Genomic DNA, 23,873 nt, shown 5'->3' with positions numbered 1-23,873 from the left:
GCGGCGCCGCCGACGGCCCGCAACCGACGGCTTCTAACTCTCGCCGACCGACACCGGAGGTATGGACCTGTTCGGAACCGCGGGGATCCGCGGCAGCGCCGAGACCCGAGTGACGCCGGAGCTCACGCTGGCCGTCGGCCGCGCGGTCGCGGCGGAGGTACGAGAGGCCGCTGGCCGAGACGAACCCGCCGAGGTCGTGCTCGCTCGCGACGGGCGCGTGACCGGCCCGGCGATCGCGGCCGCGATGGAGTCGGGGCTCGCCTCCGGCGGCGTCCGTGTGCTTCGCGCCGGGCGGCTGCCGACCCCGGCGCTCGCCCACGCCTCGCGGGGGCGGTACGGCGTGATGCTCACGGCCTCGCACAACCCGCCGACCGACAACGGGATCAAGCTGTTCCGGGACGGCAGCGAGTTCGACCGGGAGGCCGAGCGCGCCGTCGAGGAGCGCGTCGCCGCCGAGGAGTCGCCCGCGCCGTGGGACGAGTGGACCGAGGCGGAGCGCGTCGACACCCTCGGCCGCTACCTCGACGCGGTCCGCGCGTACGCGGCGGGGTTCGGGGACGACCTCGACGGCCTCCGGGTCGCGGTCGACTGCGGGAACGGGATGTCCGCGCCCGCGACGCCGGCCGTCCTGCGCGAGCTCGGCGCCGAGGTCGTCACGCTCAACGGGAACGTCGACGGCCACTTCCCCGGGCGCGGGAGCAAGCCGACCCCCGAGACGCTGCGGGACCTCCGAGCGTTCGTCGCGGACAGCAACGAGGGGGTCGAGCGGCCGGGTCGCCCGGGCGCCACCGACGAGAGCGGCGGCGACGCTCAGGGGTTCGCCTTCGGGATCGGCCACGACGGCGACTCGGACCGCATCGTGATCGTCGACGCCGACGGCGACGTGGTCCACGAGGACACCGTCCTCGCGCTGCTCGCCGAGCGCTACACCCGCGAGAGCGACGCCGCCGACCCGGTGGTCGTGACGACGCCGAACGCCTCGGGCCGGATCGACGAGCGCGTCCGCGAGGCCGGCGGCCGTGTCGAGCGCGTGCGGCTCGGCGCGCTCCACGAGGGGATCGCCGCGGTGCGGGCGGACGCCGCCGCCGGCGACGACACCCGCGTCGTCTTCGCCGCCGAGCCGTGGAAGCATATCCACGTCGGCTTCGGCGAGTGGATCGACGGCGTCGCCTCGGCGGCCGTTATCGCCCGGCTCGTCGCCGAGTCGGGGCTGGACGCGCTCCGCGAACCGATCGCGGAGCGCCCGTACCGCAAGGTCAGCGTCGACTGCCCGGACGGGGCGAAGGCTGATGCGATGGACCGGCTGGAAACGGCCCTGCCGGACGCCTTCCCGGACGCGACCGTCGACACCGACCACGGCGTCCGGCTGGAGTTCCCGGACGCGTCGTGGACGCTCGTGCGTCCCTCGGGGACGGAGCCGTACGTGCGCGTGTACGCCGAGAGCGACGAGGTCGACGAACTGGTCGCGAGCGTCGAGGCCGTCGTCGAGGACGCGGTCGCCGCGGCCGAGTAGCGTCGCCACGCTGCGTCGCCGAGGCGGGTCACCGTCCGCGGCGGCAGGGCGCGCCACGCGCGTCACTGAATCCCGCCTGATCGTTCCTGATATACCACGAACGTGGGGACGACCCCCAGTCGATCACGGCTAATCGTCGATTCCAGTTCAGTTGGAGTGCGCGAACGTGCAACGCCGGGGCGAGAAGAGCGACGAATTTATGCCGCGTACCCACTCCCTTGTAGGTGACATGGCATCCGACTTCGATCGGCGGCGGTTCCTCAAGGCGGCAAGCGCGGCTGGCCTCGTCGGCCTCGCCGGCTGTAGCGGCGGCCCGAGCGGCGACGGCGGCGACGGCGGCGACGGCGACGTTCCGGCGCGCGTCGGCATCGTCTACTCCGACGGCGGACTGGGCGACAACTCGTTCAACGACGCCGCCCAGCAGGGCATCTTCCAGGCCGAGGAGGAGTTCGGTATCGCGTACGACGAGTCGGAGCCCGACGGCGCCGGCGAGTTCGAGCAGTTCCAACAGCAGTACGCCGGGTCGACGGACCCGGCGTACGACCTCGTCAGTACCATCGGGTTCAACCAGGGTGACGCGCTCTCTCAGACCGCGCCCGAGTACCCCGATCAGGACTTCATGATCGTCGACACCGTGGTCGAGGAGCCGAACGTCGCGAGCTACCTGTTCCGCGAGCACGAGGGCTCGTTCCTGATGGGCGTGCTCGCCGCGGAGCTGACGCAGATGGACTTCTCCGCGGGCGCGGGGTCCACCGACACTGACTCGGCGGAAGTCGGCTTCGTCGGCGGCGTCGACAGCCCGGTCATCCGCCGGTTCCAGGCCGGCTACGAGGCCGGCGTCGAATACGTCTCCGAAGACGTCAACGTCACCACGAGCTACGTCGGTAGCTACGCGGACCCCTCGGGCGGTCAAGAGGCCGCGCTGTCGATGTACCAAGGCGGAACCGACATCGTATATCACGCCTCGGGCGCGACGGGCGTCGGCGTGTTCCAGGCGGCACAGGAGGAGGAGCGGTTCGCCTTCGGCGTCGACCAGGACCAGTCGGTCTCCAACGAGTCGTTCTCCGACATCATCCTGGCCTCGATGGTGAAGCGCGTCGACACCGCGGTGTACGAGTCGATCTCGAACGTCATCGACGACGACCACCAGGGCGGGTCGACGACGGCGCTCGGCCTGGACTCCAACGGCGTCGAGTGCGTCTACGGCGACCAGATCGGCGGCGAAGTGCCCGACGAGATTACGACCGCGGTGGCGGACGCGCGCGACGAGATCATCGCCGGGAACATCGAAGTCCCGGAGACCACCGACTAAACGCGGCGCCGCTGACGCGGCCTCGAGATCGAACCCCCGTTGGCGGAACTTTCCTGTAGCTCTGGTCAGACGAGATACACGACGGAGCGCGTTAGCTCGGAATCCGCGCTCTTTTAGGCTCCGACGCGGAGTTACGGGTGAATGAACCCGGCGGTCCACATGGACGGCATCACGAAGCGATTCCCGGGGGTCGTCGCGAACGACGACGTGGATCTCGCGGTGGAGCGCGGGAGCGTCCACGCCCTGCTCGGCGAGAACGGGGCCGGAAAGACCACGCTGATGAACGTGCTGTACGGCCTCTACGAGCCGACAGAGGGGACCGTCCGCCTCGACGGCGAGCCGCAGTCGTTCGACTCGCCGCGAGACGCGATCGACGCCGGCGTCGGCATGATACATCAGCACTTCATGCTGGTCGACCCGATGACGGTGTGGGAGAACGTCGTGTTAGGTAACGAGCCGACGACCTGGGGCGGGCTGCGCGTCGACAGGGAGGCCGCCCGCGAGGCGGTCGTCGAACTGAGCGAACGCTACGGGTTCGACGTGGACCCGGACGCGAAGATAGCGGACATCTCGGTCGGTGAGCAGCAGCGGGTCGAGATCCTGAAGGCGCTGTACCGCGGCGCGGACGTGCTCATCATGGACGAGCCGACCGCGGTGTTGACTCCGCAGGAGGTCGAGGAGCTGTACGGCGTCTTCGACGAGCTGACGGAGCAGGGGAAGACGATCATCTTCATCTCGCACAAGCTCGGCGAGGCGCTGTCGGCGGCCGACGAGATCACGGTCCTCCGCGACGGCGTCAACGTCGGGACGGTCGCCTCCGGCGACGTGACCCGCGAGGAGCTCGCGGAGATGATGGTCGGGCGAGAGGTGTTGATGGACCCCGCGACGTCGCCGCAGGACGCGGGCGACACCGTGCTGGAGGTGACCGACCTCTGTGTCGACGACGACCGAGGGGTCGAGGTGGTCTCGGACCTCTCCTTCCGACTCCGCGGGGGCGAGATTCTGGGAGTCGCCGGCGTCGACGGCAACGGTCAGTCCCAGCTCGTCGAGGCGATCACCGGCTTACGGGACGCGGCGTCCGGGGACGTCCGCTACCGCGGCGAGTCGATGGTCGGCAAGACGCGCCGCCACCGGATCGACCGCGGGATGGCGTTCATCCCCGAGGACAGACAGGAGCGCGGGCTGGTGATGTCGTACGACCTCGTCGAAAACGGCATCCTTGGCAGCCAACACGACCCGCCGTTCGCGCGCGGCGGGCGCCTCGACTGGGGCGCGTCTCGGGGCCACGCCGAGTCCGTCATCGAGCAGTACGACGTCCGGCCGCCGGACGCCGACGCGGAGGCCGAGTCGCTGTCGGGCGGTAACCAACAGAAGTTCATCGTCGGCCGCGAGTTCGAACGCGACCCGGAGCTCGTCGTCGCCACCCACCCGACTCGCGGCGTCGACATCGGGTCGACGGAGTTCCTCCACGACCGGCTGCTCGAACTGCGGTCCGAGGGGAAAGCCGTCCTCCTGGTCTCCTCGAAGCTCGACGAAGTCCAAGGGCTCTCGGACCGGCTCGCGGTGATGCACGGGGGATCGTTCACGGGGGTCGTCGACCCCTCGACCGTGACCGAAGAGGAGATCGGCCTGTTGATGGCCGGCGAGTCGCTCGACGACGACTCCGTCGAGGGAGCGGCGCTCCACGACGACGCGGGCGACGGGATCGACGGATCGACCGCCGGCGGAGAGGAGGTGGACGCGTGAGCGACCCGGACGCTGACCGGACGCCCTCCGTTCTCGCTCGACTGGTCGCGCCGTTCGTCGACCGGAGCGTCGCAGAGCGGCTCGTCATCAGCGTCGCCGCGATCCTCCTCTCGATCGCCGTGGGCTTTGCGCTCGTGCTCGTCTCCGGGCGGATCGCGCAGTGTTCGACCGCCGCCTGGACGATGCCGTTCACGGGGCTCGGCTTCTGTTATAACCCGGTCGAGGTGTACGTCGTGCTGTTCAACGGGGCGCTCGGCTACCCGTTCGCGGTCGGCGAGCCCGGGCTGTTCAACGCCGGGTGGACGCCGTTCAACCTCTCGCTGGGGCTGACGCTCTCGGAGACGACGCTCCTGATCTTCACGGGGCTGTCCGTCGCGGTCGCCTTCCGCGCCGGCCTGTTCAACATCGGGACGCAGGGACAGCTCGTCGTCGGCGCGCTCGCGACCGCGCTCACGGTGTTGGCGCTCGCGCCCCTCCTTCCGGCCGGTCCCATCGCCGGGGTCGTGCTGATCGGCGTCGGGACCGCGGCCGGCGCCGTCGGCGGCGGGATCTGGGGGGCGATACCCGGCGCGCTCAAAGCGTACGCCGACGCCAACGAGGTGATCACGACGATCATGCTCAACTTCGTCGCCGCGAACGTCGCCTACGTGCTCGTGTTGGAGGTGTTCCGCGCCGAGGGCTCCTCCGTGGTCGCGACCCGGTACGTCCCGGAGTACGCGCAGTTCCGCCCGTGGCTCTTCCCCCCGTCCAGCGACTTCGCGCTGCTCGCGCTGCTCGTCGGGGTCGCCTTCATCGGCGCGCTCTACTACTTCGTCGAGCACACCTCGGTCGGGTACGACCTCCGGACGAGCGGCGTCCAGGCCGCCGCGGCAGAGTACGGCGGCGTGAACGCGAAGCTCACGACCGTGCGGGCGATGACGCTGTCCGGCGCGCTCGGCGGTATCGGCGGCTCGGTGTGGGTGCTGATGTCCGAGGGCCGGTGGATGGCGTCGATCCCGGACCTCGGCTTCGACGGGATCACCGTTTCGATCCTCGCCGGCAACAACCCGATCGGCGTGTTGCCGGCGGCGTTCCTCTTCGGCATTCTGAAGGGCGGCGCCTTGGAGATCGGTTTCCGGACGGACGTCCCCACGGAACTCGTCGCGGTGTTGCGCGGGCTCATCATCCTGTTCGTGGCGATGCCGGAGTTCTTCCGGATGATCGGGCGGTACACCGGGGTCGCCGGCGGCGCCGGCGGCGCGGTGTCGACGGGACCGGAGGAGACCGCCGGCGGCGACGGGGGTGAGACCGATGCGTAATCCCCTCTCGCCGACCGCGGTCCTCGGCGGGGTGATCGAGTCGGACTACCTGCGCTCGTTACTCGTCGGCACCGTCGGCGCGGTCGTGCTGCTCGGCGTGCTCGGGATCGCGTTCCCGGACTCGGTCTTCGGTGACTTCTCCGGCATCGTCTTCTCGACGAGCACCGGGGCGTCGACGGCGCGGCTCGCGGCGCCAATCGTGCTCGCCGGGCTCGGCGGTATCTTCGCCGAGAAGTCGGGCGTCATCAACATCGGACTGGAGGGGCTGCTCATCATCTCGGCGTTCATCTCGGTGTACGCCGCGTCGGTCGTTGGCGTCGGAAACACCGTTCTCGGCATCCCGGCACTCGGCGTCGCGTTCCTCGCCGGGATCGCCGCGTCGACGTTCCTGGCGGCGGTGTTCGCGGTCGTCTGTATCGAGTTCAAGGCCGACCAGATCATCGCCGGACTGGCCGTCTGGCTCATCGCGCTGGGGCTCGCGCCGTTCATGTCGACCGTGTTCTTCGGCGGCGTCAACACGCCGAACCTCGGCGTGAGCGTCGGGTGGCACTACTCCGCGACCCTGGTGCTCCTCGCGACGGTCGGCTCGTGGTGGCTGCTGAACCAGACCGCCTTCGGGAAGCATCTCCGTGCGGCCGGCGAGAACCCGAAGGCGCTCGACACGGTCGGCGTCTCCGTCTCGAAGGTGCGCTACGCCGGCGTCCTCCTCTCGGGCGTCCTCTCCGGGGTCGGCGGCTCGGCGTTGGCGCTGTCGATCGGCCAGTTCGTCGGCTCCGGCGAAACGATGGTTCAGGGGAAGGGGTTCATCGCCATCGTCGCGTACCTGTTCGGCAACTACAACCCGATCGGGACGCTCGGCGCGGGCGTGTTGTTCGCCGGCCTCGACGCGATGCAGATCCGGCTCCAGCAGCTCGGCTACGCGGTTCCGGACACGCTGGTCCAGACCATCCCGTACGTCGTCGTGATCGTCGTGCTCGCCTTGGTCGGTCGGACCCAGATCCCCGAGGCCGCCGGCGAACACTACGAGACCGAGGACTGAGACGGACCGCCCGCCCGGCGGGCTGACGCCCGCGACCGCCGCCGCGCTCGGCGGCCGACGCGGCTCGTGTCGCCCCACAGGCGACCGAATCGGGAACAAAGAGTTTTGCCACAGGGGCGACCACAGACGTGGTATGAGCATCGACGAGTACGACGTCGTCGTGGCGGGCGCCGGGACCGCCGGCTGTTACGCGGCCGCGACGATCGCGAACGAGGGGCTCGACGTCGTCATCGTCGAGCGGAAGGACGCGGAGGAGGCGGGGCACATCGCCTGTGGCGACGCGCTGAAGGGCGCCGACGCCTTCCCGGAGGCGATCCCGAAAGAGCGGTTGGAGCCAGCGTTCACGAACACCGGCGTCGACCACGGGCGCTTCGAGATCCCGCAGGAGGACACGGTCCTCGAGATCCCCGTCCCGGGCGAACTCGCCGTCATCGACCGCTGGGAGTACGGGCGGCGGATCATCGCGGGCGCGGAGGACGCCGGCGTCGACTTCCACTACGACACCGTGATCAACGACGTGGTCCAGGCCGGTGACGGCCGGGTCACCGGGCTGCGCGCCAAGCGTAAGGGCGACCCGGTCACCTACGAGTCGGACCTCGTCATCGACGGTGCCGGGTCGCTGTCTCTGCTCCAGGACAAGGCGGACTTCGAGGGGACGACGTTCGACACAAACGTCCGCTACTCGCAGTTCTGCTCGGCGTACCGCGAGATCGTCGAGGTCCCCGAGCCGGTCGAGTGGGACGACGCGCTCGTGTTCAAGGCGACCGACCGCGCCGCGGGCTACCTCTGGTACTTCCCGCGCACGAGCACGGAGATCAACGCCGGGCTCGGCTTCCAGATGAACGAAGAGCCGATGCAGCTCGTCGAGGCGCTGAAACGCGACCTCCGGAACCGCCCCGAGTTCGAGGGCGCGGAGGTCACGGACAAGCTCGGCGCCGCGCTCCCCACCCGCCGTCCGTACGACTCGGCGGTCGCGCCGGGGTACATGGCGGTCGGCGACGCAGCGGGTCACGTAAACCCGACCACAGGTGGCGGCATCGCCGGCGCGGCGTACGCCGGGAAGTACGCCGGCGAGCAGGCGGTGAAGGCGGTCTCAGACGGCGACGTGAGCGAGGAGAACCTCTGGCGGTACAACACCCGCGTGATGGACCACTTCGGCGGCCGGTACGCGGGCCTCGACGTGTACAACGTGCTCGCGACCGCGGTGGACGTCGACGACCTGATGGGCCTGCTCGCGGCGCTGCCGGGCGAGAAGCTCGCGGAGGCGCTGTACGAGGGGTCGACCTCGATGTCCTTCGGGCTGAAGCTGAAGGCGGCGGTCAAGAGCTTCGGTTACTGGGGGACGATCCGGAACTTCTACCAGACGAAGACGCTCGCCGACGAGCTGCTCGACCACTACGGGTCGTACCCCACCAGCCCCGCCGCGATGGCGAACTGGACGGGCGAGCGCGACGCGATCATGGACCGGATCTACGAGACGACGGGCGCCGACGCGAAGTACTGAGTCGGGTTTCGATCGCTGTTCTCCGAGACCGTCCACCTCATCGATCTATCTGGTTCCGCGTCCGGGTCTGCCGTGTGCTCCCGTGTGGCAACCATCAACTGGAGACACCTCGGGGTAGGTGATAGCACAGAATTAACCGCGGAGCGGAGGCTTATCGCACGGAATCACCCGATCTCTGAGTCGATTGCTTGTTTATCTCCGGCGATACTTTGGCAGGAGCCTATTTATATGTATTATAAAAATTTTGATTTATGATGGATATGATTGCTATCGACCGGTTGGACCTGCGACCGAAACTGATCATCGCCTTCGTCCTCGTGGCGCTGCTGGTGGGCGTCACCGGAGCAGTGGGATACCAAGCCGTTGACTCCGTTGATACCGAGGCACACGTCATTTCTGCCGATGCCGACCAGATTGAGGCGTCGATGAAAATGCTGGTCGCCGTCGAAGAGCAACAAGTCGCCGTCCACGCCGCGCTCCTCGGAGAAGACGGGTCACAGGCCGAGTTCGAGGCGGCCGGAGCGGAATTCGACGAGTGGGCGGCGACGATGACGCGACAGGACCTGACAGACCAACAACAGACCGAGTTCGACGCGCTGCTGGAGCAACACGAGGAGTACTCCGCGATCGCCCAGGACCTCTTCGCTGCCGTGCAGGCCGGTGACACAGAGCGAGCGCGCGCGGAAAGCGACGAGCTTGACTCGATCGTCGTCGAGACCAAAGAGACGGCGACCGCGCTCGAACAGCTGGCGGTCGAAGACAAGGAGGCGTCGGTCGCCGCGGCGGACAGCACGACGCAAACCGCACAGCAGACCGTTCTCGGCTTGACCGTCGGCGCGTTCATCGTGGCAATTCTGATCGGCCTGTTCGTCGCCGGTCGCGTCACGCCGCCGATCACGCAGCTGTCCGAGGGCCTTGTGGCGATCAGCAACGGGGACCTCAACAACGAGATCGACCCCCACGTCGAGAGCGACGAAATCGGGCGCATGGTCGACGCGTTCACCGAAATGCAGGAGAACCTGGGAGGCGTGTTCGCCCAGATCGGGACCGCCAGCCGAGGACTTAAAAAGGGCGACCTCGGCTGGGAGTTCGAGGCGGAATACCCCGGCCGGTACGGCGAGACGATAGCGGATCTTGAAGCGGGTGCGGACGAGCTCGCCGCGAGTTTCGGGGCGATCCAGCAGGTGAGCGGTGACCTTCAGGAGGGCGTGCTCGACGGCGACGTCCACACCGACCGGCCCGGTCAGTACGGCGCCGTCCTCGAGGACCTCGCGACGGGAACGACACGGCTCTCGGAGAGTTTCGCACAGATTTCCGCGGCGAGTGAGGGGTTAAAACAGGGCCGCCTCGCGCAGGAGATCGACACCGACTACCCCGGGACCTACGGGAGCGTGCTGGCCGACCTCGAAGACGGGATCGACCGCCTCGGCGACAGCGTGGAGACCGTCAAGAACATCGCGGGCCGCGTCGCGACGTCGAGCGAAACGGTCACACAGACCACCGAAGAGATCGAGCAAGCCAGCGAGCAGGTCGCCGGATCCGTCGAGGAGATCTCTCGCGGGGCGGACACGCAGAGCGAGAACCTGCAGGAAGTCGCCAATGAGATGAACGATATGTCGGCCACCGTCGAGGAAATCGCGTCCTCGACCGACCAAGTGGCCGCGACCGCAGAAACCGCTGTCGAGCAAGGCGACGAAGGCCGGGAGTACGCCGCGGAGGCGACCGAGGAGATCCAGTCGATCGAGACGCGGGCCGACGAGGCGGGCGCACAGGTCGAGGCGCTCGAAGGAGAGATGGAAGCGATCGGTGACATCGTCGAGATGATCACCGGAATCGCCGAGAAAACGAATATTCTGGCGCTCAACGCATCGATCGAGGCGGCGCGTGCGGGAGAGGCCGGCGAGGGGTTCGGCGTCGTCGCCTCGGAAGTCAAATCGCTCGCCGAGGAGGCGTCAGAGGCCACCGCCGCCGTCGAAGAGCGCATCGAGAACGCGCAAGCGAGTACGACGGAGACGGTCGCGGGAATGGAGCAGATGAGCGAGCGCGTCGAGCGCGGGTCGGAGACGATCGAGAACGCTATCGAGATGTTCGACGAGATCGCGGACGCCGTGCAGGAGGCCGAGCGCGGGATCCGAGAGATCAGCGACGCCACCGACGATCAGGCCGCCTCGACCGAGGAGGTCGTCTCGGTGATCGACGAAGTGGCCAGCGTGAGTCAACAGACCGCGGCGGAAGCGAGCACCGTCTCGGCCGCCACGGAAGAGCAGACCGCATCGCTCGGTGAAACGTCGGAGAGCGTCCAAGAGCTCTCCGCGTTGGCGGGTGACCTCGACGATCAGGTGTCCGGGTTCGAGACGCAGGCGATCGGCGTGCCCGAGGCCCAAGCACGCGCTTCCACAGCCGCAGACGGGGGCTTCGAGACCCCCGACGAACTCGCCGATAGCACCGACGAGTGATCGGCCGCAGCGGCTCTCGGGCCTCGCCTCGAACTCGAGGCCGGTGGTCCGTCAGGGCCGGGTCTCGGCGACGCGCCGAATCGCCCCGGAGAGCACGTCGATCCCGACCGCGATGTCGCCTTCGACCACGTCGAACGTGCTCGTGTGGTGGCCGCCGGGGTGGTCGGTCCCCACGCCGACGTAGCAGGCGAGCCCGCCGCGCTTCTGGACCGACCGCATCAAGTAGGTGGCGTCCTCGGAGCCGCCCAGGTCGGCGCGGTCGACGATCTCGGTGACGCCGTCGGTCTCACCGGCGACCTCGCCGACGACCCCGGCGAGCGCGTCGTCGCTCGTCGCGCTCGGGGCCTCCCCCTTCGTCGAGACGTCGACCTCGCAGTCGTGCATCTCCGCGGCCGACTCCAGGATCCGGTCGGCGTGGTCGGACATGTAGTCGGCCAGCTCCGTCGTCGCGCCGCGGAGCTCGCCCTCGACGAGCGACTCCTCGGGGATGACGTTCGTCGCCGTGCCGCCGCCGACGAGCCCCGCGTTCACCCGCGTCGGCCCGTCGGCGTGCCGGGGGATCGCGTAGAGGTTCTGGACCGCCGCCGCCATCGCCTGCACCGCGTTGCGGCCCCGTTCGGGGCGCGCGCCGGCGTGCGCCGGCTCGCCCGTGAACTCCGCGAGGAAGTGACGCACGGCGAGGAAGCCGTCGACGCCGCAGACGACCTCGCCCGAGGGGTGATCTAAGCCGACGTGGACCGCGTAAAGGTAGTCCACGTCGTCGAGGTGGCCCGACTCCGCCATCGGCTTGCCGCCCGCCACCTGCTCTTCGCCGGGTTGGAAGAACAGCTTGAGCGTGCCGGAGAAGTCGGAGTCGAGGACGGCGTCGAGGGTCCCGAGCCCCATCGTCGCGTGCGCGTCGTGGCCGCAGGCGTGCATGTACCCCTCGCGCTCCGAGCGGAACCCCTCGGCGGCGGGGACGTGGTCCGCGTCCGCGGACTCGGTCACCGGGAGCGCGTCGATGTCGACTCGGAGCCCGATCACCGGGCCGGGGCCGCGCTCGGCGACCGCGACGCAGCCGGTGTAGCCGCCCGAGAGCCGGTCGACGATCTCCGGGTCCGCGCCGGCGTCGCGGGCCCGCTGTTCCCACTCGGCGAGCGCCTCGTCGTCGGGGACGTTCATGCGGTCATCGGTCGCCAGCGCGTCCGGGCCGACGTACAGCTCCGTGAGATCGCGCTCGCGGAGTTCGGTCACGATTCTGGCCGTGGTGTAGAACTCGCACCACGCGGGCTCCGGGTGGCGGTGCAGGTCGCGGCGGAACGCGCGGTACGCGTCGTCGTCGAGGGCGCTCATGAGCGTCGGTGGCCGCGGACGCGCTTAAAAGGTCGCGTGGCGGGCACCGACGCCGGGAGTCGACGGCGGAGGGCGACGCATCGGCGTCGGGTCGGTCCGGTCAGTCACGTCGGGTCGGTCCGGTCAGTCACGTCGGGTCGGTCCGGTCAGTCACGTCGGGTCGGTCCGCTCAGTCCCGCCGGTGACCGAGCGGCTTCTTCTGGTCGACCTCGACCTCGACGTGTATCGAGTCGGAGAAGTCGCGACCGACGACCTCGCGGGCGATGTCGTCCGCCCCGTGGATCTCCATCGAACGCTTGTACACGTCGTAGGTCCACGGCGAGAACTCGTCGCCTGCGCGGAGCTGTTTATAAAGGGGGACACGGACGGTCTCGGCGGGCGTGGCGTGCGGGCCCTTACACTCCGCGCCCTTTCGTTCGAGCGTCGATTTGAGCTCCTGAACCGTCTCGGCGAGCACGTCGCGGTCGCCGGACGCGAACGAGAGTTTCGTGACGAAGGTCATGGCTGGGGGTCGTCCGTGGATGGTAGCCCGAGGAGTAAAAACGCATCTACCGCGAACGCGACGCAACATCCACCGGCGAGCGTGCCGTATAAAAACCGCGGCGGTTGGCGACTAACGGGGCGCAGATCGGCCGAAGAGGGCCGTAACGGCCGGTGCGTTCGCGACTCCGACACCCTCTTTAGGGGTGGTGGCTTACCTGACGCTAATGACGGTCGAAGCGACCAGCGCTGGAGCCATCCTCTTCCGCGACACCCGCGGCGAACGGGAGTACTTACTCCTGAAGAGCCGGCCGGGGGACTGGGAGTTCCCCAAAGGCGGGGTCGAGGGGGACGAGGAGCTCCAGCAGACGGCGATCAGGGAGGTGTCGGAGGAGGCCGGAATCGAGGATTTCCGGCTGATCGACGGCTTCCGCAAGGAGTACGACTACGTGTTCGAGGCGAACGGCAACACCATCCACAAGACGGTGCACCTGTTCATCGCCCGCTCGTTCGAGGCGAGCGCGGAGATCTCGAACGAACACCGCGACCTGCAGTGGCGCGACTACGATCAGGCCCTCAACACGATCACCCAGAACGGGCCCCGCGACATCCTCGAAGACGCCCACGAGTACCTCGACGAGCGGAAAGACGAGGACACCGGCGAGTACATCTGACCGCCGGGCGACACGCGGCGGCTCGTTTTTTATACCAGCGTCGACTACCCGAACCGTGACCCCGGACGCCGAGTTCGGCTACGAACTCCTGGTCTGTCGGTACGCCGAGCTGGCGTGGCGCCCCGGCGAAGCGCCGCGCCCGGCGATCGTCGCCCGTCAGCTCGGCACCGAGGCGCGCCGCTGGGACACCGTCGTGATCGAGGTCGACCCGGTCGCGTTCGCGGCCCGCCGCGCGTTCGGCGACCGGACCATCGACTCCGACCTCCTCCACGTCGTGCGCCACGCGCCCGCCGAGTGGGCGTGGTACCGCGACGCGCTCCCGCACCCGGGCTACCCGTGGCGTTACGTCCGACAGGCGGTCCACCGCGCCGCGGGCCGCGACCTGATCGAGAAGCGCCGGCGGAACAACCGCATCCAGCTCCGCCGCGTGCGGCCGTACCCGGACTGGGTCGACCGGATCGTCGCGATCGAGAACAAGCCGGACCTAGACCGCTCCGCGGCCGACCGGCTCGCCGACCAGCTCGCGCACGACGTCGAGACCGCGCTCGCGGACGAGGCGTGGGTCGCGACCGAGACGACCGGCGAGCGCGTCGAACCGGCCCTCCTCCGCGAGATGCCGGTCGAGGCTGGGATCCTCGCGACGGACTTCTCAGGGGGCGTCGACGCCGACGCGGCCGAGGTGGCGTGGCACCCGAGCGACCTGACGCCCGCGGAAGGCGAGCGCCGAGACCCGGAGGCGGTAACCCACCGACTGGAGATCGCCGAGCGCGCCTACGGGAAGGGGTGGCGCTCCTTCGCCGACACGATGCGGCCGGACTGCCGCCACTTCGAGCTCCGCCGCGACGGGCGGGCGATCGTCCCGTACTGCGCGGCGAAAAAGAAGGTCCCGACCGCGCGGGAGTGCTCGGGCTCGTGCCCGTCGTTCTCGCCCGAACCGCCACAGTGGCGCACCAAGGGGTGGCCGATCGAGGGCGGGCCCGGGAAGGGACTCGAACTGGTCCTCGGCCGGCGGCGAGAGCGAGAGCGCGATCGGGCCGCCGAGGGCGACACCGAGTAGCCCCGGCGTTCGGACCGACCGCCTAGGCCGGCCCCGCCGCCCGGACCGACCGCTTACGCCAGCGCCGGCGCCCGGACCGACCGCCTACGCCAGCGCCGCCGCCAGCTTCTCGACCGGGTGCGGCGGCTCGGGGGCGCCGCCGTCGCGCTCCTTCAGTTGGCTCCGGCAGGACGCGCCCGGCGCGACGACCTCGTCGCCGTCGCTCTCGTCGATCTGATCGAAGAGGATCCGGCCGATCGCCTTGCTCATCGAGTAGTGCTCGGCCTCGTAGCCGAACGAGCCGGCCATCCCGCAGCAGGAGGAGTCGAGCGGGTCGACGCCGTACCCCGCGCGCCGGAGCACGCCGACCGCGTGGTGGTCCTTCTTCGTCGCCTTCTGGTGGCAGTGGCCGTGGTAGGTGAGCGACTCCGTGGGCGCGTCGAGGTCGATGTCCTCGTCGAGGCGGTGGGCGTCGACGTACTCCATGACCCCGTAGGTGTTCTCCGAGACGGTCGCCACGTCGGCGTCGGGCACGTCGCTGGCACCGCCGTCGAGCAGGTCGTGGTAGTCGGACTGGAGCATCACGGCGTCGGTGGGCTCGACGACCACCACGTCCCAGCCGTCGGCCACGTCCGGCGCGAGCGTCTCCACGGCGGCCTCGGCGGCCTTCTTGGACTCGTCGAGCATCCCCTTCGAGTGCGGGGGGCGCCCGCTTCCGTCCACGTCAGGGATACGGACGTGGCAGTTCGCGGCCTCCAACACCCTGACCGCGGCCTTCCCCGCGCCGGGATTCGTGTAGGTGGTGTACACGTCTGGGAACAGCAGCACGTCGCGGTCGGCCTCGGCGCGGGGGACGCCGGCGCCGCCGCGGGCCTCAAACCAGTCCGTCAGGCTCTCAGAGCGGAACGTGGGGAGCTCGCGCTCCTTGGCGATCCCAAGGACCTTCTCCGCGAGGAGGCCGGCACCGGGGAGCTTCCCGGGGACGTTCGACAGCGGCGCGAGCGCCGAGCCGATCGGCGCCAACCGCTCGAAGTTCCCGAGCAGCCGCGTGCGGAGGTCGATCCCGTGTTCCTCGTGGTGGGCGTGTTCGACCTCGGCTTTGAGCTTCGCCATGTCGACGCCGCTCGGACAGTCCTTCGTACAGCCCTTACAGCCGACGCACAGGTCCATCACCTCGGTGACGAACTCGTCGTCGGTCGGGTCGTCCGGGAGCTCGCCGCTGATCGCCCCGCGGAGCATGTTCGCCCGGCCGCGCGTCGCCTGTATCTCCTCCTCGGAGGCGCGGTAGGTCGGGCACATCACGCCCCCGGTGGTCTCCTGCGGGCCGCGACAGCCGCCGCAGCCGTGACAGAGCTCGACCATCCCCTGCATCCCGTTGTCGATCGCCCACTGCATCGCGGGGTCGAAGCCGGCGTCGTACTCGTACTCCGAGTCGAACCGGAGGTTCTCGCCCATGTCGAAGTCGCCGCAGACGTTCCCCGGGTTGAGCAGCCAGTCGGGGTCGAACGCGGTCTTCAGGTCCCGGAAGGCGTCCCAGAGGTCGTCGCCGTACAGCTTCCGGTTCCACTGGGTCCGGGCGCGGCCGTCGCCGTGCTCGCCAGACACCGACCCGCCGAGCCGGACCACGGCGTCGGTGACGCGGTCGGCGATGTCGACCATCGCGTCCACGTCGTCGACCGCCTTCGTGTTGATCAGCGGGCGGATGTGGAGCACGCCGGGGCCGGCGTGCGCGTAGAACGTCGCGAAGGTGTCGTTGTCGTCGAGGATCTCCTGGAACTCCCGGGTGTACTCGGGGAGGTGTTCCGGCGGGACGGCGCAGTCCTCGATGAAGGAGATGTGCTTCTCGTCGGTGGTGCGCGACAGGAGAATCGGGAGCCCGGCCTTGCGCATCTTCCAGAACCGGTCGCGCTGCTCCGGGTCGTGCGCCTCCATCGCGTCGACCGCGCGTCGCGGCTGGGCCGTGATGTCGGCGGCGCCCTCCCGCGGCTCGACCTCGGTCTCGGGGACGACCGCGTCGGCCGCGCCCTCGTCGCCGACCCGGTCCGCGATCAGGTCCGCCACCTTCCGCTTGCCTTCCGCGTCGGTCTCGGCGTAGAACTCCACGAGGAGGACGGAGTCGGTGCCGTCGGGCAGCATCCCGACGACGTCCTCGAACTCCGGGGTGTCGGCGGCGAGCCCGAGGAGCACGTCGTCCATCACCTCGACGGCGGCGGGGTCGTGGTCGAGGATCGGCGCCACGTCCTCCATCGCGTCGAGGAGGTCGTCGTAGGTGAGCAGCGCCACCGCCTTCGTCTCCGGGATCTCGACGAGCGAGACCGTCGCCTCCGTCACCGTCGCGAGCGTCCCCTCGCTGCCCGCCATGAGCCGGCCGAGGTTGACCACTCCCTCCTCGCCGTACTCGCCGCGGTACTCGGCGAGCAGGCGGTCGAGGTTGTAGCCCGAGACGTTCCGCTTCATCTCCGGGAAGCGCTCGTCGATCGCGTCGGCCTTCTCGTCGATGATCCGGACGATCTCCGCGTGGATCCGCGGGAGGAGGTCGTCGGCGTCGGGGTCCGCGGACTCCCGGAGCTCCTCGACGGCGACCGATCCGAACGTCGTCACCGTCCCGTCCGCGAGCACGACCTCCAGCTCCTCGACGTAATGATCGGTCTTCCCGTACTTCAGCGAGTGGGCGCCCGTGGAGTTGTTGCCGATCGCCCCGCCGAGCGCGGACTTGTCGCGCCACGCCGGGTCGGGCGCGAACTTCAGTCCGTGGGGCTCGACCGCGGCGTTGAGGTCGCCGACGTACGCCCCCGCCTGCGCCCGGGCGGTCCCCGCGCCCGGGTCCGTCGACAGCACCCCGTCCATCGAGTCGGTGAGGTCGAGGACGACCGCTTCGTTGACCGTCTGGCCCGCGAGCGAGGTGCCGCCCCCGCGGGGCAACACCGGAATCCCCTCCTCGTAGCAGTACTCGTGGACCGCGGCCACGTCCGCCGTCGACTCCGGGACCACGACCCCGATCGGCGTGACCTCGTACGCCGAGGCGTCGGTGGCGTACAGCCGCTTCGAGTACTCGTCGAACCGCACGTCTCCGTCGACCCGGCCCTCCAACGCGTCCACGAGGTCCGGTCGCTCTACCGCGCCGCCAGTGTAGTCGAAGTCTCCCCCGTCCCGCGGATCCGGGTCCGGCGTGTGTGTCGCCATGCAAATTCCTCACGGTCGAACCGTGAAAAACCTCCCCCCGTCGTCGAACCCTGGGAACCCGCCCTCCCGGGGTGCGGGGGTACCCGGAGCGGGCGGACCGTCGCTGTGAGAGCGGCGGGAACCCCGCGGGTCCCGTCTGACGGGCGTCGTTCGACAACGAACGCTTATTAGGCGCGCTCGTGACCGTATCGCATATGAACGCTGCTCCGGAGGAGATCACGTCTCTCGTCGGTCGCGAGGTGTACTCGAACAACGGCGTCTTCGTCGGCGAGATCGAGGACGTGCGGCTGGACCTGGACGCGCAGACGGTGACCGGGCTCGCGCTCGCGGAGCTCAACCACCAGCTGTTCGCCGGCCGCGTCGGCGGGAACACGGGCGTCATCGTCCCGTACCGCTGGGTCCGGGCCGTCGGCGACGTCGTGCTGATAAACGACATCATCGAGCGCCTCGACACGGGAAGCGACGAGTCAGAGACCGAGGCGGAAGTCGAGGTCTAGCGGCCGAACGCCGGGCGGCCGAGGAGCTCGCGGCGTCAGAACGGAAGCGCGTCTCGCAGGCTCGTCAGGAACCCGCCGCCCTCCCGCCGCTTGCGGTCGAACACCGGATACAACGCGTCGAGGAACTCCGTCTCGTTTTCGAACCGGGTCTGCGGCACCTGATCGAGCGCCTCGCCGAGCGCGATCGTCCGCCCCTTGGCGTCGTAGGGGACCTCGCGGTCGCCGAGGGCGTCGCGGAGCTCGTCGGCCGTCGCCGGAAACGACACGTCCGCCTCCTCGATCCGCTCGTCGAGCACGGCGATGCCGAACTCGATCGCGTCCGGCTCCGAGGATCCGCCGCCGCCGGGTGGGCGTGCTGCCATTGCGACCTGCTACTCGCTCGGGACGTTTGAAACCCATGCTCGGAGCGCGGGCGGCTGGCCGGTCGATCCGGACCCGATCGGCGCCGCGGGCGCTCACTCCGGGAGCGACTCCTCGGGCGGCGCCGCGTCGAGGGCCGCCAGCTCGATCCCGTCGCCGGCGCGGTCGAACGCGGCCACCGCGTCGTCGTCGTACGGCGGGACCGCCACCAGCACGACCGCCGCGAGGTCGTCCGTCTTCGACACGCCGAGGAACCCGTCCGGGTGCGAGACGAAGCGCGCGCCGCCCCGATCGGCGGGAATCCCGATGTCGACGCCGAACACGGCGTTCACCGACCCGCCGACCCCCGAGGGCGTGAAGTGGGTCAACACCGGGGTCGCCGGGTCGAGGCCGGTATCGTCGTCGAACTCGCCGGCGCGCGTGGCCGAGAGACGCAGGCTCGTCGCGTCGGGGTCGCGCTCGGCGGCCCGCTCGAGCAGCACCGTCAACAGATCGCGCGTGACGTGGATCACGGGCGGGCGGGGCTCGTCGGTCGGGAGCCGGACGCCGACGGACAGGGGGCGACGCTCATCACGGTCAGATCCCGATCGCCGACCGGAGGGTCTTCGCGTACAGCCCGGGCGCCTTTCGCCGCGAGCCGGAGAGCGCGTCCTCGACGGCGAGGGCGGCCCGCTCGTCGACGCCGACGCCGTGACCCACGCGCACCCGCTCCGGGTTCAGCCCGGAGAGCGCCTCGGTCGGCGGCGTCAGCCGAAGCATCGGGTGGACGCCGATTCGCTCGCGAGCGCCCCGGAAGTAGGACGCGGAGCCGAGCGACTCGGGGACGATCAGCGTCTCGCCGTCGAAGAACCCGACCTCCTGCCACGGCGGGACCGACGAGTCCCGGATCCGGAACGCCTCGAACCCCGAGTCCGCCAGCCGCGAGCCGAAGCGCTCGACGGGCGCGTCGAGCTCGCTCGCGACGCCGGTCATCCAGTCGGCGACGTAGACGGGGACGTCGTGTCGGTTCGCGATCGCCGCGCAGTCGCGCTTGTGGCGGTCGAGGCCGATCACGACGCCTGCGACCGTACCGAGGTCCGCGAGGAGGTCGTCGAGCCCGGGGGCGTCGACCGGGTCGAACACCCACACGTCGTCCGTCTCGGTCTCCTCGTTCGGGACCGCGACCGCGTGGCTCGCCCGCTCCATCGCCTCGTCCGGGTACGCGATCCAGCCGACGCCCCGGCCGAAGCGATCGATCTCGTGGAGGTTCGCGTCGCCGTCAGCTTTCATTCCCATACCCCGTGTTCGGCCCGGATCCTTTTTAACCCGTCTCCGGCGGAAGCGCGGGCCCTCCGAGACGCCGAGCCACCACAAGACACCGAGGCACCGCGAGCCACCCCCGACCTACCCCGAGAACTCCGACTCGCTCACCCGGACGATCACCGTCTCGTCGACGTCGCGGAGGTCGTACTCGGGCGTCTCGCCCTGCGTCCGGCGAACGTAGAGGGGCTCGACCGGTCTGCCGTCGACGAGCCCGAACACCTTCAGGCGCTGGTCGGTCTCCTCGGGCGGGACCGCGCCGTCGCGCACCTCGCGGGCGAGGTCGCGGGAGAGCCACTCGTCGGCGGAGACCGAGGGCTCGCGGACGAGCGCCTCGTCGGCGAAGCGGACGAGGTACCAGTTGAGGTCGTTCAAAAGCGACACCGCCGCGCCGAGGCTCACGGTGTCGACGGCGACGCTGTTCTCGTACGGCTCCTCGATGTCGTAGGTCGCGAGCGCGTCCCGGGCCGTCTCGCGGGACAGCAGCTCGTAGGTGAGGTTCACGTCGGGGTCGCCGAGGAGACACACCCGCGTCACACGCGAACCGACTCGGCCGCTCCTCAAATCGGTTGCGGTCGGCCGTCTCCCCGCTTCGAAAGCGCGCCGCCGCCCCTCCCGGCTCAGAACGTCGACACGTCGCCGTCGATGACGCTCCGGGTCACGTCGGTGACGTTCGCCAGCTCCTCGTCGACGATGGCGACGACCTCCTCCTCGATGTCGTCGATGTCCAGCCCCTCCTCGGTGACGAGCTGCGCGTCGGCGACGTGGGGCTCGTCGATCGGGCGTCCGATCTGCGAGAGCAGGCGGACCTGCAGGTCGCGGATCCCGTCGACCTCCTCGGTGACGGACTCCGCGATCCGGGTCGACAGGAGGTTGTAGATCTTCCCGATGTGGTTGACGGGGTTCTTGCCGGAGGTCGCCTCCATGGACATGGGGCGGTTCGGCGTGATGAGCCCGTTGGCGCGGTTCCCCCGGCCGACGGAGCCGTCGTCACCGTGCTCGGCGGAGGTGCCGGTGACGGTGAGGTACACCGATCCCTCCTCGTAGTCGTCGGCGGTGTTGACGTCGACGTGGACCTCGCGGTCCGTGCGCGCCTCGGCCAGCTCGGTGACGAACTCGCGGACGTTCTCGACGGCGTCGTCGTACTCGTCGAGGTCGTCGACGTACCGGTCGACCATCGCGGCCGCGACGGTGATGTCGATCCGGTCGCCCTCGCGTTTCCCCATGATCTTCACGTCCGGCCCGAGCTCGGGGTGGTCGGCGTGGTAGGTCGTGTTGAGCTCGCGCTCGGCCTCGTGGACGATGGTCTCCGTCTCGGTCAGCGGGGCGTGGCCGACGCCGAAGGAGGTGTCGTTCGACATCGGCACCTGCTGTGTCTCCTCACCGAACACGTCCTGCAGGTCGCCCGACCCCTCGCCGAGCCTCACGTCGACGACCACGTCGGTGCCGTACTCGAGCTCCGGAATCGCCTCGGAGAGGTAGTCGCGGGCGGCCGCCAGCGCGGTCGAGTCGACGGGGATCTGCGCTCCCTCGTACTCCTTCGTGGCGCGCCCGACGATGAGCACGTAGAGCGGCTCGACGACCTCGCCGCCGCCGTAGGCGGGCGCGGCGCGACCGGCCACCAGCTGCGTCTCGTCGGTGTTGTAGTGAAGCACTTTCCCGACGCGGTCCAAGTAAAGCTGCGAGAGCGCCCGCGACACCGACTCCGCGATACCGTCGCAGATCGAGTCCGGGTGTCCGATACCCTTCCGCTCGACGATCTCGACCTCCTGGTCCTCGACCGCTCGCCGATCGAGGCGGCTGACCTGAATGTTCCGGTCCATTACGCTTCGGTACTTGGCCGGCGGCAGTATAACTTGCGGAAACCTCCCGCGACCGGCTAATGCTCTTCAGTTATCGTTTGGCAGGTGTTGCCAGTATTTCGCGACCGCGTGGCGACCGCCCGCCGCGCGGCTACGTCGACGCCTCGTAGGCCTGCGCCATCACGTCGAGCGCCTCGCGGAGCTCGCTCTCGTCGGTCGCGTACGAGATCCGGGCGTGGCCGCGCCCGCCCTCGCCGAACGCCTCGCCGGGCACGACGACCACGCCGCGGTCGAGACACTCGTCGACGAACCCCTCGGGGACCCGCGGCATCGCGTAAAACGCGCCCTGCGGCGTCGGGCAGTCGATCCCGATGTCGTCGAAGCCGTCGAGGAGGAGGTCGCGGCGCCGCTCGAAGGAGGCGGTCATCTCGCCGACGACCTCCCGGTCGCCCCGCAGCGCGGCCTCGGCGGCGTACTGGGCCGGCGCCGAGGCGCAGGCCTGCGCGTACTGGTGGACGCGCAGCATCCGCTCCACGCGCTCCGCGGAGCCGTACACCCACCCGAGCCGCCAACCCGTCATCGAGAACAGCTTCGAGGCGGAGTTGACCACGACGACGTTGTCGGTCTCGGCGAACTCGACCGGCGAGCGGTGCGTCCCGTCGAAGACGGTGTACTCGTACACCTCGTCGGAGACGCAGAGCACGTCGTGCTCGTCGGCGATCCGCGCGAACTCGCGCACGTCCTCCTCGGAGGAGACCGCCCCGGTGGGGTTGCCGGGCGAGTTTACCACGAACGCCGCGGTGTCGTCGGTGATCGCCGCCTCGATCGCGGCGGGGTCGATGGTGAGGTCGTCGCGCAGCGGGACCGGGACCGGCTCGGCGCCCGTCAGCTTCGTCAGCGCGTCGTACGAGACGAACCCGGGATCCGGGATCAGCACCTCGTCGTCGGCGTCGACGTGCGCCTCCAGTGCGATGTGAAGGGCCTCGCTCCCGCCCGCGGTGGCGATCACGTTTCCGGGGTCGAGGTCGATCCCCTGGTCAGTCCGGTGTTTCTCGGCGATCGCCTCGCGGAGCGACCGGGTTCCCTTGTTCTCGGTGTAGGCGTCGGCCTTCCCAGACTCGATGGCGTCGACCGCGGCCCGTCGCGCGTGGTCCGGCGTCGGGAAATCCGGCTGCCCGAGCCCGAGGTTGATCGCGTCGTCGCCGGCCGCCTCGAACACCTCGCGGATCCCGCTGATGGAGATCCGCTCGACCCTGTCGGAGAAGTTCGGCATACCCGTTCGGGGGCGCCGCCGGGAGTTAGTTCTTGTCACGTCGCGCCCGCTCCCACACCGGCCGCCGCTCGTCGCGCCCGGCCGGTCCCCGGATCCGGCCGTCCCCGTCGACCGGGAGCGCGAACCGGCCGCGGAGCACGCTGAGCACCTCCTCCGGTCTCGCACGGAGCAGCGCGTCGTCGACCGCGCGGAGCCGGAGCTGCGGACGGCCGTCGCCCGCGGGCACCTTGATCGCCTCGATCAGGCCGCGCCGCACGAGGGCCCGCCGGTCGGCGGTGAGGTCCTGTCCGGCGGCGATCCCGACGCCCACGTCGCCGCTTCCGCCGCCCGCGTCCGACTCGTCGCCGATCCACCGCCGGAGGTCCCACAGCAGGTGGTCGTGGCGCGCCGCCATCGCGACGAGGAGCGTCCGGTCGGTGACCGCGCCGCTCCGCCCGACCGCGCCGTACGGTAGAGCGTCGAGCGCGGCCGCCACGTCGTCCGCGAACCGGTCGTCGAGCGCCTCGCGGGCGGCCGCGACCAGGCGGCTTCGCGGGGGCATGTCGACCGACGCGGGCGCCGCCGCCGCGAACCGCTCGCGCACCGCCCGGGCGGCGGGCGCGGCGCGCTCCGGCGCCTCCTCCGACACGAGCGTCCGCGTTCCCTCCGGACCGGCGACCGCGTCGACGCGGTCGGGGGTCGCGAACAGGAGCCGTTCGGAGTCGGCGCCCTCCGCCTCGGTCCGGAGGGCGGCCGCCGTTCGCAGTTCGACCGCGCCCTCTGCGACCGCCTCGGCGACCTCGGTGCCGAGGACGAACGCGCGACCGAGCACGTCGGCGACGCCCGGGCGGCAGGCGATCCGCCACGGCGCGTCGTCCTCGGTCCGTTCCCGGGCCGCGAGGACCGGCGGGAGGAGCCCGAGGGGGACGCCGACGGCGACGACCTCGGCCCGCCCGGCGAGCGCCGATTCGACCGCGTCGTCGAGCCCCTCGTCGACCTCGTCGAGCGCGGCGGTGACTTCGGAGGGGGCGTCGCTCTCGGTATCCGAGGAGCCGTCCCCGTTCGTCGGCGGGATCATACGCTTTGTGGC

Annotated in this window: 20 protein-coding genes; 10 read left to right on the top strand and 10 right to left on the bottom strand. The window is 70.1% G+C overall.

Annotated elements, in window-relative coordinates; genetic code table 11:
- Positions 1-61 precede the first annotated feature (61 nt).
- From C468_RS15065 to C468_RS15035, 7 genes are all read left to right on the top strand, one after another.
- Positions 62-1,513, top strand: a complete 1,452-nt coding sequence (locus C468_RS15065; RefSeq protein ID WP_008849765.1) for a phosphoglucomutase/phosphomannomutase alpha/beta/alpha domain I — start codon at positions 62-64, stop codon at positions 1,511-1,513.
- A gap of 229 nt (positions 1,514-1,742) precedes the next feature.
- Positions 1,743-2,825, top strand: coding sequence for a BMP family lipoprotein (locus C468_RS15060; RefSeq protein ID WP_008849764.1), 1,083 nt, complete (start codon positions 1,743-1,745; stop codon positions 2,823-2,825).
- Positions 2,826-2,966: 141 nt separating this feature from the next.
- On the top strand, positions 2,967-4,571 hold the full coding sequence (locus C468_RS15055) for an ABC transporter ATP-binding protein (protein WP_008849763.1): 1,605 nt from the start codon (positions 2,967-2,969) through the stop codon (positions 4,569-4,571).
- A complete protein-coding gene (locus tag C468_RS15050) occupies positions 4,568-5,869 on the top strand; it encodes an ABC transporter permease (RefSeq protein WP_008849762.1) in 1,302 nt (433 codons plus the stop codon). Before C468_RS15055 ends, C468_RS15050 begins: the two co-directional genes overlap by 4 nt.
- A complete protein-coding gene (locus C468_RS15045) occupies positions 5,862-6,908 on the top strand; it encodes an ABC transporter permease (protein ID WP_008849761.1) in 1,047 nt (348 codons plus the stop codon). The genes C468_RS15050 and C468_RS15045 overlap by 8 nt, the downstream gene beginning before the upstream one ends.
- Before the next feature lie 133 nt (positions 6,909-7,041).
- Entirely contained in the window at positions 7,042-8,412 is a 1,371-nt protein-coding gene (locus C468_RS15040; protein WP_008849760.1) for a geranylgeranyl reductase family protein, read from the top strand.
- A 251-nt stretch (positions 8,413-8,663) separates the two neighbouring features.
- On the top strand, positions 8,664-10,868 hold the full coding sequence (locus C468_RS15035) for a HAMP domain-containing methyl-accepting chemotaxis protein (protein ID WP_008849759.1): 2,205 nt from the start codon (positions 8,664-8,666) through the stop codon (positions 10,866-10,868).
- A 51-nt stretch (positions 10,869-10,919) separates the two neighbouring features.
- Here the strand turns inward: C468_RS15035 and C468_RS15030 are convergent, their stop codons facing one another.
- Both C468_RS15030 and C468_RS15025 read right to left on the bottom strand, forming a co-directional pair.
- The gene (locus C468_RS15030; protein WP_008849758.1) at positions 10,920-12,200 is read right to left on the bottom strand and encodes an amidohydrolase; all 1,281 of its coding nucleotides are present in this window, start codon (positions 12,198-12,200) and stop codon (positions 10,920-10,922) included.
- A 169-nt stretch (positions 12,201-12,369) separates the two neighbouring features.
- Entirely contained in the window at positions 12,370-12,702 is a 333-nt protein-coding gene (locus tag C468_RS15025; RefSeq protein WP_008849757.1) for an uS10/mL48 family ribosomal protein, read from the bottom strand.
- 205 nt (positions 12,703-12,907) lie between these two features.
- On the opposite strand from C468_RS15025, the gene C468_RS15020 reads away from it, so the two are divergent.
- Both C468_RS15020 and C468_RS15015 read left to right on the top strand, forming a co-directional pair.
- Positions 12,908-13,354, top strand: a complete 447-nt coding sequence (locus C468_RS15020; protein ID WP_008849756.1) for a bis(5'-nucleosyl)-tetraphosphatase — start codon at positions 12,908-12,910, stop codon at positions 13,352-13,354.
- 55 nt (positions 13,355-13,409) lie between these two features.
- Positions 13,410-14,411 carry a DUF5787 family protein gene (locus C468_RS15015; RefSeq protein WP_008849755.1) on the top strand — a complete coding sequence of 334 codons (1,002 nt, stop codon included), beginning with the start codon at positions 13,410-13,412 and terminating at the stop codon, positions 14,409-14,411.
- An 84-nt stretch (positions 14,412-14,495) separates the two neighbouring features.
- Here the strand turns inward: C468_RS15015 and C468_RS15010 are convergent, their stop codons facing one another.
- Complete coding sequence (locus C468_RS15010; protein ID WP_008849754.1) at positions 14,496-17,573, bottom strand: FAD-binding and (Fe-S)-binding domain-containing protein; 3,078 nt, start codon at positions 17,571-17,573, stop codon at positions 14,496-14,498.
- A 194-nt stretch (positions 17,574-17,767) separates the two neighbouring features.
- On the opposite strand from C468_RS15010, the gene C468_RS15005 reads away from it, so the two are divergent.
- Complete coding sequence (locus C468_RS15005; protein WP_008849753.1) at positions 17,768-18,070, top strand: PRC-barrel domain-containing protein; 303 nt, start codon at positions 17,768-17,770, stop codon at positions 18,068-18,070.
- A 35-nt stretch (positions 18,071-18,105) separates the two neighbouring features.
- On the opposite strand, the gene C468_RS15000 is transcribed toward C468_RS15005, so the two are convergent.
- The 7 genes from C468_RS15000 to C468_RS14970 all read right to left on the bottom strand — a co-directional run bounded on the left by C468_RS15000 (position 18,106) and on the right by C468_RS14970 (position 23,861).
- A complete protein-coding gene (locus C468_RS15000; protein WP_008849752.1) occupies positions 18,106-18,432 on the bottom strand; it encodes a DUF5789 family protein in 327 nt (108 codons plus the stop codon).
- A gap of 93 nt (positions 18,433-18,525) precedes the next feature.
- Positions 18,526-18,942: a hypothetical protein gene (locus tag C468_RS14995; protein ID WP_008849751.1), complete on the bottom strand. Its 417-nt coding sequence runs from the start codon at positions 18,940-18,942 to the stop codon at positions 18,526-18,528.
- Positions 18,943-19,006: 64 nt separating this feature from the next.
- Positions 19,007-19,699, bottom strand: coding sequence for a hypothetical protein (locus C468_RS14990; RefSeq protein WP_008849750.1), 693 nt, complete (start codon positions 19,697-19,699; stop codon positions 19,007-19,009).
- A 114-nt stretch (positions 19,700-19,813) separates the two neighbouring features.
- Complete coding sequence (locus tag C468_RS14985) at positions 19,814-20,266, bottom strand: DUF5804 family protein (RefSeq protein WP_008849749.1); 453 nt, start codon at positions 20,264-20,266, stop codon at positions 19,814-19,816.
- 83 nt (positions 20,267-20,349) lie between these two features.
- A complete protein-coding gene (locus C468_RS14980) occupies positions 20,350-21,552 on the bottom strand; it encodes a methionine adenosyltransferase (RefSeq protein WP_008849748.1) in 1,203 nt (400 codons plus the stop codon).
- Positions 21,553-21,682: 130 nt separating this feature from the next.
- Positions 21,683-22,804: a pyridoxal phosphate-dependent aminotransferase gene (locus C468_RS14975; protein ID WP_008849747.1), complete on the bottom strand. Its 1,122-nt coding sequence runs from the start codon at positions 22,802-22,804 to the stop codon at positions 21,683-21,685.
- A gap of 25 nt (positions 22,805-22,829) precedes the next feature.
- Complete coding sequence (locus C468_RS14970) at positions 22,830-23,861, bottom strand: transcriptional regulator TbsP domain-containing protein (RefSeq protein WP_008849746.1); 1,032 nt, start codon at positions 23,859-23,861, stop codon at positions 22,830-22,832.
- Positions 23,862-23,873: the final 12 nt, after the last annotated feature.

The organism is Halorubrum kocurii JCM 14978 (genome assembly GCF_000337355.1).
Lineage (GTDB): Archaea > Halobacteriota > Halobacteria > Halobacteriales > Haloferacaceae > Halorubrum > Halorubrum kocurii.
The sequence above is the reverse complement of the archived record's forward strand: the minus strand, read 5'-3'. Positions and strand labels throughout refer to the sequence as shown.